Here is a 12,070-nt window from a genome sequence, read left to right on the forward strand (position 1 = left end):
GAGTAGGCTGCGCAAGTCGATTGCAAGTCAACGATCTGCCTGTTCCCTATAACGGAGGAGACATTGATGGACCTTGAAACTCGCACCATGAAGCGCGTGATGTTACGTCTCGTGCCGTTTCTGATTCTCTGTTACTTCATCGCCTATCTCGATCGCGTCAATGTCGGCTTTGCTGCACTGCAAATGAACAAGGCGCTCGGCTTTTCGGCGAGCGCCTTTGGTCTTGGCGCGGGCATTTTCTTTATCGCCTATTTCTTTTTCGAAGTCCCGTCCAACCTGTTGCTCGAACGATTCGGCGCACGCAAGTGGATCGCGCGGATCATGTTCACGTGGGGCATTCTCGCCGCGCTGATGGCGTACATCCCGCATATCGCGCAGGCGACGGGCTTGTCGAACGCGTATGTGTTCTTTGGACTGCGCGTGTTGCTGGGCATCGCGGAAGCGGGCTTCTTCCCCGGCATCATTTACCTGTTGACGCTGTGGTTCCCGGCGAAATATCGCGGGCGCGTCGTCGGCTATTTCATGGCGGCGATTCCGTTGTCCACCGTGATCGGCGGCCCCATCTCGGGCGCGTTGCTGCAGATGGACGGCATCGGCGGAATGCAGGGCTGGCAGTGGCTTTATCTGATCGAAGCATTTCCCGCGCTCATACTCGCGTTCGTCGTGTTCTTCTACCTCACGGACAAGCCCGCGAACGCACACTGGCTCGCCGACGATGAGCGCAACTGGCTCGTCAACCGGCAAGCGCACGAACGCGCGCATCGTGAGTCGGTGCATTCCTTTAGCGTGAAAGAAGCGCTCTTCAATCCGCGCGTGCTCGCTATCGCACTGATCTATTTCGGTGCAAACGCGACCAATTACGGCTTGAGTTTCTTCTTGCCGCAGATCGTCAAGGCGTTTGGCCTGACGAATCTTCAGACTGGTTTCGTGACGTCTCTGCCGTATGCAGTCGGTGTCGTCAGCATGGTGCTCTGGGGCCGTCATTCGGATCGCAAGCTCGAACGACGCTGGCACGTCGCCATTGCGCTGATGGTCGCGGCGGGCGGCATCGCGGCATCGGCGGGACTCGACAATCCGGTGCTGAAGATGATCGCGCTGTCGATTGCAGGCTTCGGTATCTTCGGCTGTCTGCCGGTGATCTGGACGCTGCCTGCATCGTTTCTCTCGGGTGCAGCGGCGGCGGGCGGAATCGCAGCAATCAACTCACTGGGCAATCTCGCGGGCTTCTTCGGGCCTTATGCAATGGGCTGGATTAAAGACAGCACGGGCGGTTTCGGTGCGGGCCTGCTTTGCCTCGCGGGGGCGGGCATGGTTGGCGTAGCGGCGGTCCTGCTGCTTCATCACGATCCGGCCTTGGAGGCCATTTCTCACGGGCGTGAGATGGAAGAGGGCGAGCCCGCGCGTTCCTGAGGCGCTTGAGAAAACGCACAGCGCCGCTCGGCGCTGTGCGAGTAAGTTTGCATCGATTCCTTGCAAGCAATACTTACGGTGCTTAACGACTGTAAGACAAGCAAGCGCGGCCAACCTGCGCTAATGTCTATGCTTTTCGCCTCTCGCGCACGAAGACGTCGAAGTCTTCGTGCTTTCAGAAAAGCAGTCGACGGCAAGGAGATTCCCCGATGGACTACGTGAAACTCGGCACGACCGGCCTGGACGTGTCGCGGCTGTGCCTTGGATGCATGACCTTCGGCGTGCCTGAACGCGGCACGCATCCCTGGACGCTCAACGAAGAGCAGAGCCGTCCCATCATCCAGCAAGCGCTGGATGCAGGCATTAATTTCTTCGATACCGCGAATACTTACTCCGATGGCACATCGGAAGAAATTGTCGGACGTGCATTGCGCGAGATGACGAAGCGCGATGACATCGTGATCGCGACCAAGGTATTCAATCGCATGCGGCCCGGTCCGAATGGCGCGGGCCTTTCGCGCAAGGCGATCTTCAATGAAATCGATAACAGCCTGAGGCGCCTCGGCACCGATTACGTCGATCTTTATCAGATTCACCGCTGGGATTACACGACGCCGATCGAAGAGACACTCGAAGCGTTGCACGATGTCGTGAAGGCGGGCAAGGCCCGTTATATCGGCGCGTCGTCGATGTATGCCTGGCAATTCAGCAAAGCGCTTTATACGTCGCGCGCAAAAGGTTGGACCGAGTTCAAGACGATGCAGAATCACTTGAATCTGCTGTATCGCGAAGAAGAGCGCGAGATGCTTCCGCTATGCAAGGATCAGGGCATCGGCGTGTTGCCATGGAGTCCGCTTGCGCGCGGCCGTCTCACGCGCGAGTGGGATGCGACGAGCGAGCGTCAGCAAACCGATGCCTTCGGCAGCACGCTTTATCAGACGCATGATGCGGACAAAGCCGTGGTCGAAGCCGTCGCAACGGTTGCCAAGGCGCGCGGTGTGCCGCGTGCTCAAGTGGCGCTCGCATGGGTCGCGCAAAAGTCGCCCGTCAGTGCGCCGATCATCGGGGCATCGAAGCCGAATCACGTCAGCGATGCGGTCGCGGCGCTGTCGCTGAATCTCACGGCCGACGAAATCGCGCAGCTCGAAGCGCCGTATGTGCCGCATGCGGTCGCGGGCTTCAAATAAGTCTATCGACGTTCGAGTCGCAATCCTGCCTCACAGTTGCGACTCGATCGGCAAGAGGCCCAGCATCCATATCGTCGCGCGCCTGAACGTCGAGACATCGGGCTCGCTGTCCAGCGTTGTGACCGCGCCGTTTGCGTCAGTGTCGATCCAGACCATGTGTTGACTGCCATCGGCATTCGGCTGTAATTCCACACGCCACGCAATGCGATCGATATTCGTCCCGATACCATCCGCGACTTGCTGCGCCGCTTGCGGGCTTTCGCAATAGACGCCTATTTCCGTATTCAGTTCGACGGAGCGCGGGTCCAGATTCATCGAACCGATAAAGATGCGTTCGCGGTCGAATACATAAGTCTTCGCATGCAGCGAGGCCTTCGACGAGCCGAACATCGCTTTATTTTCTTTGTCTTTGTCCTTTTGATCGCCGGAAGCCGCAGGCTTGAGTTCATAGAGCCGCACGCCCGCTTCCAGCATTTGCTTGCGATACCGTTGATATCCCGCATGGACGGCGGCTACATCGGTGGCGGCCAAAGAATTGGTCAACACAGTCACGCGCACGCCGCGCGCGGTCATCCCTTGCAGCCACTTCACGCCCGCTTCGCGCGGCACGAAATAGGGCGACACAATCAGCAATTCACGCTTCGGTTCGAGCTTGAGCGCCCTGAATCGCGACATGAGGCGGCCTTCGCTGTCGTCCGGGTTGCGCGTGATTTTGGCGGGATCGTCATAGAGTAAAGTGGCTTTGCCCCATGCGAAAGATGCATCGTGCGATTCGATCGCTTGCGCGATACGTTGCCTTGTTTGCGCGACATACGGCGAGTGAGTTTCAGACAGCAGATACGCATCGAGCCGGCTTCTATACGTTGCGAGTGAGTTCGCATCCGCATGGCGGCCCATGAGATTGTCGATAGGATACGCCGCATCGGAATTCCAATAGAGATCGAACGCATCCGATACTTCGCGCACGACAGGACCGTGCACGAGCACATCGAGATCGCCGAATGCCACCGTGCTCGACGCACCGAAATACTCGTCGCCAATATTGCGGCCGCCGAGAATCGCCGCCTGGTTATCGGCGACGAGCGACTTGTTATGCATGCGCCGGTTCACCCTGAAGAACTCGACTGCGGAGCCGAGCCGCTTGAAAGTACGATTCGCCACCGGATTGAAAAGCCGTACCTGTATGTTTGGATGCGAGGCGAGCGCGAGCAGGAGATTGTCGTCGGCGTTGGTGCCGAGGTCGTCGAGCAGCAATCGCACACGCACGCCGCGATCCGCCGCGCGCAATACCGATGCGGCCATCGCGCGGCCAGTGAGATCGTCGTGCCAGATGTAGTACTGGAGATCGAGCGATCGGTCCGCGGTTTCCGAAAGCACGACGCGCGCGACGAGCGCATCCATTCCATCGGACAAGAGATGAAATGCATTCTCGTCGGGGTGAAGCAACTCACTTGCATTAAAAGCCTTGCTTAAGCGCGTATCGGTTGTCTGCGTGAAAGCGTAGCTCGGCGTGCGGCCGCTTTGAGGCGGAAGGCTCGCGCATGCCGTCATCAAAGCGAGCATGATGATCGCGCAATGCAATCTCGTCACCGCTTGCTTGAGCATGGGCATCGCCTCCTAAACGGTGCTGCGTTCCTTGCGTACTGTGCCATTCAATCGCGAACGCACGAAGCCGATATGCTCGCGAAGCACATAGAGCGCATCCGTATAGGCAAGCGGCAGCTTGAGCGTATCGAGTGATTCTTCGATGTAGTCGAGTTCGACGAGTAGCGCACGTCGTTCTTCATCGCTCGACATATGCATTGCGCCGCGTTCGATTGCAATCAACGCACCGTAATAGCGATAGATACGCGAGCGCACGCGCCATCGATATAACGCGGGCACGACCCGCAACGCAGGAAAAATAAGCACCGCGACGGGCAGCAGCAACACAAGCGCGCGGTCCGCAATGTTCGCGAGCCAGAATGGCAGCGTGCGATAGAGAAAGCTTTTGCCAGAACGATAATAGCGGCTTGCGTCTTCGCTGATTGGAAACTCATGCGCGACGGGACTCGGAAACTGACCCGCGCGCTGCAACAATCCCGCCATGCCATGCACTTCTTGCGCAGCTTCGATCAATAGATCGGATAACGCGGGATGCAGGCTGGTGCGCGCAACCAACTCAACCGTCGGACTGATCAGATGCACGGTCGCCGGCGGAATGCGTCGGCCAAGATCGAGCACGCCGGGTGGCAATTCAATGTCGTCGAGATACGGAAAGAGCCGCGTATAAGCGCTCGCTTCGTTGAAGTCCATCACCGATATGCCGGGCACCTTGAGCAGGCGCAACATGAGCCCGCGCGTGGCCGAGTCACCGCTGAGAAACACGGCGTCCGCTTCGTTGCTCACCAGTTGCGTGGCGGCCTGCAGGCCGTCCGTTGGAAGAAGCTGGGTGCTGCCGCCAGGCGTAATGCCGTTTGCTTCGAGTAACTTCAGCGACAGCATGCGTGTGCCGCTGCCTTCGCGCCCGATCGCAATGCGTTTGCCTTCCAGTTGAGATAGCAACGTAAGCCCTTTGCCGCGATAAAACACGACGATAGGCACGTACGCCACACTGCCAAGCGACATCAGAGAGACCGCCTGCTCTTTAGTCGCGATGCCGCCCTGCACGAGCGCGAGATCGATCTTCTGTTTAGGGTCGAGGAGGCGTTCGAGGTTCTGCACGGAGCCGTCGGAGGGCAGCACCTTCAACGTGATGCCGTTGCGCGCGAGGATCTTTGCGTATTCCTGCGCGGTTTGATAGAGCGAGCTGTCGGGCTGGCCGGCGCTCATCGTGATCGTCTTGGGCGGCGCGGGATCGACGAGCCAGACGACGAGCGCGGTCGCCAGCGCAAAGGCGAGCAAGACGGGCCCGACCGTCCACGTGAGGTCGTGCAGGACCCCTTTCGCGTGATCGTGCGGCAGATGCGGACGCTGCATGCGATCCCGCGTCATGAGCGGATTGCCCTCGATCCGTGTACGTCGAACGAGACACTGAGCATGTCGAGCCTTCCCTGGCGGCGGCGTTGACTCGCAGTGTGCGCCAGCCGCCCGGTCGATGGCAACGACTACAGCGGCGATGGCGCTTTTGGCATTTTGTATTCAGGCCCAGTGCGCGGGGATCCAGACCGCGCCGGCCCAGTGGCCGGGCACCCATACGGCCGGCGCCGGCGCGGGCGCGACATACACGGTCGCGGGCGGCGGAGGCGGCATCACGACTACCGCGCTCGACGTCGTGGCACCGCCGGTCATGACCGTCGTGCTGTGCGAGCCGGTCGTCGCGACCGCCGTCCCCGAGGTCACGACGACGCCCGGCGCGACGCTCGTCGCACTGCCGGAATGGGCGACGGTGCCGCCGCTGGCTGTGTTGACCGTTCCGTACCGGTTGCATGTGTAACCGGCGCAACTGGTGGATGCGCTGTGCGTCGAGGTGTTGCCGTTCGGTCCGGTCACGGAGCCGGAGGACGAAAATTGCCCCGGCGCGTTGCGCGTGACGGTGTCCGCGCCGGTTGCGGTGTTGCCGTTGGGGCCGGTCATGCTGCTGGTGTGCGAGCACGATCCGCCCGCGCAACTCGTGTCGCCCGCGTGCTGCATCGAGCGCCCGTTGGGGCCGTATGCGGTGCCGGCGTTCGAGAACTGGCCCGGCGCGGTGCGCGTGACCGTGCCCGAGTTCGTCGCGACGCCGCCCCACGGGTTCATCACACCGCCCGCGTGGGAGCAGCTCCCGCCGCCGCACGAGCCGAAATGGGCGCCGTTATATTCGCCGCGCCCGGTATAGGCAGTGCCGCCCCGCGCCCAGCCGGCAAAGGCCGAGCCGCTCGACAACGCGAGCGCTGCGGCACTGACGACGATCAGCGTCCGGCGCAGTCCCGTCTTCGCAGCGGATGAAACGAGCTTGCATGCAAAATTCGATCTGTCGTTCACGGAAGCGTCCTCTCGGTGCGTGGGCCACGGCGTTGTGTGTGGCGACGTGCTCACTATAGGAGAAGGCTTCCGCGGAGTCTCGCTCAGACTTGTTTCACGCGATGTCACGCCGACGGGCAATCGAATGCGGCATGCAAAACGCAAGATGCAATCGCGCCAAAGGCGCAGGTCAGCGCGAAGGTTGAACGGCGCGCTCGCCGGTGCGCGGCAACATCGCGAAAAGGGCTTCGATGGCCGCGCTCGCACGCCGCTTGCCGTCGCTGCGTCCGACCGCGAGTTCGATCACCGCGAGTCCCACGACGAGCGCATGAATCATCGCGATGTGCTCCTTGCTCACGGCGAGTCCCATCGATTCGAGCATGCGCGTGATGCGCAGAGCGATGGCATCCGCGAACTCGCGAAACAGGCTCCGTATCGAAGGCTCTTCGTCGGAAGCCTGCGCGAGCGCCATCAGCACGCGTGTGTTCTCGTGCCGCATGGCGACGTTGGCAATGGACGCCGCCGTGACCTTCGGCGACGCTTCTCCCGCGAAGGCATCGAGTGCGTCGAGCTGACCGTTGACGGCGGCGCGCGCGACCGCTTCGATCAGTTCGAGACGCGTCGGGAAATAGTAGGTGAGATGGCTTTGCCGCACGCCGGCGCGTTTGGCGACGCGCGGCTGCGTGAAGCCCGAATAGCCTTCTTCGCGCAGGGTGGCGAGGGCGGCCTCGAGAATGATTTGTCGACGATCCTGCACGCTGGCTGCCTCGCATCGTGATCTTGGTTGGTTGACCAAGACCTTATCTTGCGATGCGTGCAACGTCAACCGTAGGCATTTCAGCCCTTGTCGTAGGACGGCGGTTGCGGGTTATGCGCGGGGTTCGTGTCGAACTTTCGGATGTCGGTGATGGCGCCGTGCCAATGACACGCGAGTTCGTGGAGGCCGGTTTCGAGCGCATCGGCGATGGCCTTGTCGTAGACTTCATCGCCATGCACGTATAGCGTGAAGGCCTCAAGATACTTCGCTTTTTTAGCGGGATTTTCGATGGTCTCGCGTGTCCATCGATACAGCGGGTAATGCTCCGTGCCTTCGCGCTCGGCTTGCGCAACGTATTCGGCGAAGGCATCGAATTGGCAGGTCAACGAGGCGTCGTGTTCGGCGAGCAGCGTGTTGATCGATGACAGTTCGGCGTTGGACGGATCCCTGCGTGCGAGGTCCGCGTATCGGGGGCTCAAGCGGATGCGGACCTGGTATTGCCACTTGTCGTTCGATACATCGGTCATCGGAGTGTCCTTCAGAAAAGGAGCCGTTGCGATCCATGCGCGACGACGAGAATCGACGACCGCATCTCCATGCAGGCTAGCCCATTTCCCGTGATTTGGCATGCTGCATGCAATCGACCGCATGCAAAATTCAACCGCCTCGTGCGAGTCCGGTCTCGGCAGCCACGCCGTTCCACAAGTGCATTGCCGCATAAGCGCGCCACGGACGCCAGCGTTCGGTGTACGCGCGCTGCTGGGCCGGTTTGATGAGTGATGGCTCGCGTCGAGCGATGGCCTGCATCAGCACGAGGTCGGCATCGGGCCATGCGTCGGGATCGCGCAGGGCGCGCATCGCGACATAGCCGACCGTCCACGGTCCGATGCCCGGCATCGCGAGCAGTTCGCGCTTCACGTGCTCGGGATCCGCGCCGGGCGTATCGATTGGCAGGGCGCCCGTCGCCACCGCATGCGCGAAGCGCTGCACGGTCTCGATGCGTTTGCCCGGCATGCCGATCTTTTCAAGGTCTGCCGCTGCGAGTTCGGATGGCGTCGGAAAGCGCCATGCCGTGCCTTCGTGCGGATGTCCGTCGATGCGCCGCCCGGCGCGCTGCACGATGCGTCCCATGATCGTCGATGCGCCTTTCACGCTGACCTGCTGCCCGACGATCGTGCGCACCACGAGTTCGAAGCCGGACCATGCGCCCGGCACGCGCAAACCGGGCGCGGCCTCGACGAGTGGCGCGAGCATCGGGTCGCGCGAGAGGCATTGCGAGATGGCGTGAGGATCGACGTGCACGTCGAACATTCGTGAAAGCGGGGCGGCGAGTGCATCGGCGTGGCGGCGCACATCGCCTTGAACGGTCACGACGAGGCGATGCTTGCGTTCATGTGGCCGCACTTCGACGGTGCCGTCGTCGCCGCGCCATGCGATCGCGCGTCGATACACGCCGCCTTCCACCGACTCCACGCCCGCCGACGCTCTTCCGCCGATGAAAGCGATGAGTCGCGTCCAGTCGAAGGGACGTTTGAACGGAAGTTCGAGCGTTGTGGCCGTGGTCGCGTGCGTCGAGGGCATCGATTGCATTCTGAATGCCGAATAAAGAATGCCGATGTTACCCCGCGAGCCGCGAACGTGAACGCGAACGCGCCGCGCTCATTTCCAGCTAACTGTGCGCGGCGACAATGGCTTCATCGAAACGGAGGTCAACATGAATGCCATCACTATCAGTGTCATCGCGGTCGTTATCACGGCTGCGCTCGCGTTCGTCACGCCCGTCACACGCTATGTCCAGCATGAGAGCGGTCACGTCGCGGCACTGGTTTCGCGCGGTTGAACCGGTTGAACAAACGGCAGCGAGCTCCCGCACGCTTCACGATCTACGCCTCTTTAGTTCCACGCTTCGCGACGGCGGCGGGCTTCACCGTCGTCAGCGTGCGCTCCGCGAGCACCGCATCGCGCTTGCTCAACAAATGCCGGCGCAGAACCGCAGCCATGCGCGGACCATCGCGCGTCTCGAGCGCCACAATCATCTCTTCATGTTCGCGTATGGCGCTGTCCCACTTCGGCGTCTGAAAATTCGACCGGAAGCGCAGCGCCTGCAAACGGCGATTGATCGACGTGTACGTCTGCCGCAAGGCGGTATTGCGCGCCGCTTCGTTGATCTTGTCGTGAATGGCACGATTGCGTGCGTAGTACCCCGAAAGATCGTTGTTCGCGCGACAGGCGATCATCGCTTCGTGCAGCGACTTGATCTCGTCGATCTCGGCGGGCGTGATGCGCTCGCACGCCAGCTCGCCCGAGAACGCTTCGAGGCCGCTCATCAGCTCGAACATTTCGCGGATCTCGAGGTCGCTGATCTGCGATACCGACGCGCCCCGGTTCGGCGCGATCTCGATCAGCCCTTCCGCCGCCAGCACCTTCAACGCTTCACGCAACGGCGTGCGCGAGATGCCGAGCGTCTCGCACAGCTTGCGCTCGTTCAGCTTGACGCCGGGCGCGAGCGTCCCCTCGACGATGAACGTGCGCAGGTTGTCCACCACCGTGTCGTGCAAACGGAGACGTTCCAGCTTGGGGAGCAACGCCGGCGACAGGCGCGATTCCGGGATGTCGGGATTTTGCATTCAATACCTCGAAATTCGTTTCGGCAATTTTAGCTCAAGGAAAGCGGAAAAAACCGCCAGCGGGTTATCCCTAGGCCATTCGGCCTAATAAATCCTTTGCTCGGCCGAAACACTGCGTTAGAGTATTTTGCATGCAAAATTCAATTTAAAAGGATGCGCACCCATGCTGAAGCTCGATTTCCATCCCGCTGGCCGTCACTTCCTGGGCATTCCCGGTCCGAGCCCGGTGCCCGATCGCATACTGCGTGCAATGAGCTATCCGACCATCGACCATCGCGGTCCGGAGTTCGGCGCGCTCGGGCTGAAGGTCCTCGATGGGATCAAGAAGATCTTCAAGACGACGCAGCCGGTCGTGATCTATCCGGCATCGGGCACGGGTGCTTGGGAAGCCGCGCTGTCGAACACGCTGAGCCCCGGCGATACCGTCCTCATGTACGAAACCGGTCACTTCGCGACGCTGTGGAAGAAGATGGCCGAGAACCTGGGGCTCAAGCCGGAGTTCCTCGGCTTGCCGGGCATCGAAGGATGGCGTCGCGGCGTGCAGCCGGACATGATCGAAAAGCGCCTGCGCGACGACACGCAGCACACGATCAAGGCCGTTTGCGTGGTGCATAACGAGACTTCGACGGGCGTCACGTCCGACATCGCCGCCGTGCGCCGCGCGATCGATGCAGCCGGTCATCCCGCGCTGTTGCTCGTCGATACCATCTCGGGTCTCGCATCCGCCGACTATCGTCACGACGAGTGGGGCGTCGACGTGACCGTTTCCGGTTCGCAAAAGGGCCTCATGCTGCCGCCGGGGATCAGCTTCAATGCGGTGTCGCAGAAGGCGATCGAGGCGTCGAAGCAGGCGAAGCTGCCGCGCGCGTTCTGGGACTGGAACGAGATCATCGAGATGAACAAGCAGGGCTACTGGCCCTACACGCCGAACACGAATCTGCTGTACGGCCTGGCTGAAGCGCTCGACATGATTCTCGGTGAAGGGCTCGACAACGTGTTCGCACGGCATCAGCGGCTCGCGGCCGCGTGCCGCGCCGCCGTGACGGCGTGGGGTCTCGAGATCCAGTGCGCGGACCCGTCCGTGTACTCGCCGGTGCTCACGGGCGTGATGACGCCCGAAGGCGTCGATGCCGATTCGGTGCGCAAGCTCATCTACGAACATTTCGATCTGTCGCTCGGCACGGGGCTCGGCAAGGCGAAGGGCCGCATGTTCCGCATCGGGCATCTCGGCGATTGCAACGATCTCACGCTGATGGCCGCGCTCTCGGGCTGCGAAATGGGCCTCAAGCTCGCGAACATTCCGTTGCAGGGCAGCGGCGTCACGGCCGCGATGGACTATCTGACGAAGCACGTCGCCAAGCCCGAACTGAAGGTCGCGGCATGAGCGCGGCGTTCGACGTAGCGGCGCTCGCGCGTCTCTTTGCCGAGGCGCGCGGGCATCGCGCGAAGCTGGACGACTTGCCCGAAACCGCGCGCCCGGCGAGCGCCGACGATGCCTACGCGACGCAGGAAGCGACGCTGCGCGCACTCGGCGCCGACAGCAGCGACAGCCGCGCGATCGCCGGCTGGAAGGTCGGCTCGAAATCCGCCGATGGCCCCATCCAGGGCGCGCTGCTTCCGGCGAGCGGCGTGCATGAATCGGGTGCGCATCTTTCGATGCAGGCTTTCGGCAAGACGGGGCTCGAGCTCGAAGTCGCGTTCACGTTCAAGCGCAGCTTCGACGCGAACAGCGGCCCGTACAGCGACGATGACATTTTGAATGCAATCGACTCCGTGCACGCGGCGATCGAAGTGGTCGCAAGCCGCTTTGCCGCGTGGCCCGACATCGACAAGATCTGGCAGCTTGCGGATTTGCAGAACCACGGAGCGCTCGTCGTCGGCGAAGGCGTGCCTTATGACGAGGCGTTTCCGTTCGTGTCGCCGGCGATGACGTTCGACTACGACGGCGCATCGCTCTTCGACGCCACGCCCGCCAATCCGGCCGGCGATCCGCGCAGGCTGCTCGCCTGGACGATCAATCACGCGGTGTCGCGCGGACTGATCGTGGAGAAGGGCACGGTGATCACAGCGGGTTCGTACACCGGCATGGCGTTTCCGGACAAACCGGGCGTGGCGACCGGCAAGATCGAAGGTCTGCCGCCCGTCCGATTGCATTTCGAATAACGCAT

Annotated in this window: 12 protein-coding genes; 5 read left to right on the forward strand and 7 right to left on the reverse strand. The window is 61.8% G+C overall.

Annotation, left to right across the window (positions count from 1 at the left end):
- Nucleotides 1–66: 66 nt before the first annotated feature.
- Nucleotides 67–1,410 carry an MFS transporter gene (locus tag NCR39_RS27265; RefSeq protein ID WP_250455728.1) on the forward strand — a complete coding sequence of 448 codons (1,344 nt, stop codon included), beginning with the start codon at nucleotides 67–69 and terminating at the stop codon, nucleotides 1,408–1,410.
- A 209-nt stretch (nucleotides 1,411–1,619) separates the two neighbouring features.
- A complete protein-coding gene (locus tag NCR39_RS27270; RefSeq protein WP_040052498.1) occupies nucleotides 1,620–2,597 on the forward strand; it encodes an aldo/keto reductase in 978 nt (325 codons plus the stop codon).
- 30 nt (nucleotides 2,598–2,627) lie between these two features.
- On the opposite strand, the gene NCR39_RS27275 is transcribed toward NCR39_RS27270, so the two are convergent.
- The 6 genes from NCR39_RS27275 to NCR39_RS27300 all read right to left on the reverse strand — a co-directional run bounded on the left by NCR39_RS27275 (nucleotide 2,628) and on the right by NCR39_RS27300 (nucleotide 8,856).
- A complete protein-coding gene (locus tag NCR39_RS27275) occupies nucleotides 2,628–4,202 on the reverse strand; it encodes a phospholipase D family protein (protein ID WP_250455730.1) in 1,575 nt (524 codons plus the stop codon).
- Nucleotides 4,203–4,214: 12 nt separating this feature from the next.
- On the reverse strand, nucleotides 4,215–5,570 hold the full coding sequence (locus tag NCR39_RS27280; RefSeq protein ID WP_250455732.1) for a TAXI family TRAP transporter solute-binding subunit: 1,356 nt from the start codon (nucleotides 5,568–5,570) through the stop codon (nucleotides 4,215–4,217).
- Nucleotides 5,571–5,717: 147 nt separating this feature from the next.
- Nucleotides 5,718–6,539, reverse strand: a complete 822-nt coding sequence (locus NCR39_RS27285) for a hypothetical protein (protein ID WP_250455734.1) — start codon at nucleotides 6,537–6,539, stop codon at nucleotides 5,718–5,720.
- 169 nt (nucleotides 6,540–6,708) lie between these two features.
- Nucleotides 6,709–7,275: a TetR/AcrR family transcriptional regulator gene (locus NCR39_RS27290; RefSeq protein WP_250455736.1), complete on the reverse strand. Its 567-nt coding sequence runs from the start codon at nucleotides 7,273–7,275 to the stop codon at nucleotides 6,709–6,711.
- An 80-nt stretch (nucleotides 7,276–7,355) separates the two neighbouring features.
- A complete protein-coding gene (locus tag NCR39_RS27295; RefSeq protein WP_250455739.1) occupies nucleotides 7,356–7,802 on the reverse strand; it encodes a hypothetical protein in 447 nt (148 codons plus the stop codon).
- A gap of 130 nt (nucleotides 7,803–7,932) precedes the next feature.
- Nucleotides 7,933–8,856 carry a DNA-3-methyladenine glycosylase family protein gene (locus NCR39_RS27300; protein WP_250455913.1) on the reverse strand — a complete coding sequence of 308 codons (924 nt, stop codon included), beginning with the start codon at nucleotides 8,854–8,856 and terminating at the stop codon, nucleotides 7,933–7,935.
- Nucleotides 8,857–8,989: 133 nt separating this feature from the next.
- Here NCR39_RS27300 and NCR39_RS29710 point away from each other — a divergent pair, with 133 nt between their 5' ends.
- The gene (locus NCR39_RS29710; RefSeq protein WP_284507383.1) at nucleotides 8,990–9,115 is read left to right on the forward strand and encodes a hypothetical protein; all 126 of its coding nucleotides are present in this window, start codon (nucleotides 8,990–8,992) and stop codon (nucleotides 9,113–9,115) included.
- Nucleotides 9,116–9,158: 43 nt separating this feature from the next.
- Here the strand turns inward: NCR39_RS29710 and NCR39_RS27305 are convergent, their stop codons facing one another.
- On the reverse strand, nucleotides 9,159–9,902 hold the full coding sequence (locus tag NCR39_RS27305; protein WP_250455741.1) for a GntR family transcriptional regulator: 744 nt from the start codon (nucleotides 9,900–9,902) through the stop codon (nucleotides 9,159–9,161).
- Between the two features lie 163 nt (nucleotides 9,903–10,065).
- On the opposite strand from NCR39_RS27305, the gene NCR39_RS27310 reads away from it, so the two are divergent.
- Nucleotides 10,066–11,286 carry a pyridoxal-phosphate-dependent aminotransferase family protein gene (locus NCR39_RS27310; protein WP_250455743.1) on the forward strand — a complete coding sequence of 407 codons (1,221 nt, stop codon included), beginning with the start codon at nucleotides 10,066–10,068 and terminating at the stop codon, nucleotides 11,284–11,286.
- On the forward strand, nucleotides 11,283–12,065 hold the full coding sequence (locus NCR39_RS27315; protein ID WP_250455746.1) for a 2-keto-4-pentenoate hydratase: 783 nt from the start codon (nucleotides 11,283–11,285) through the stop codon (nucleotides 12,063–12,065). Before NCR39_RS27310 ends, NCR39_RS27315 begins: the two co-directional genes overlap by 4 nt.
- Nucleotides 12,066–12,070 lie beyond the last annotated feature (5 nt).

The organism is Caballeronia sp. ATUFL_M2_KS44 (genome assembly GCF_023630965.1).
Taxonomy (GTDB): Bacteria; Pseudomonadota; Gammaproteobacteria; order Burkholderiales; family Burkholderiaceae; genus Caballeronia; species Caballeronia concitans.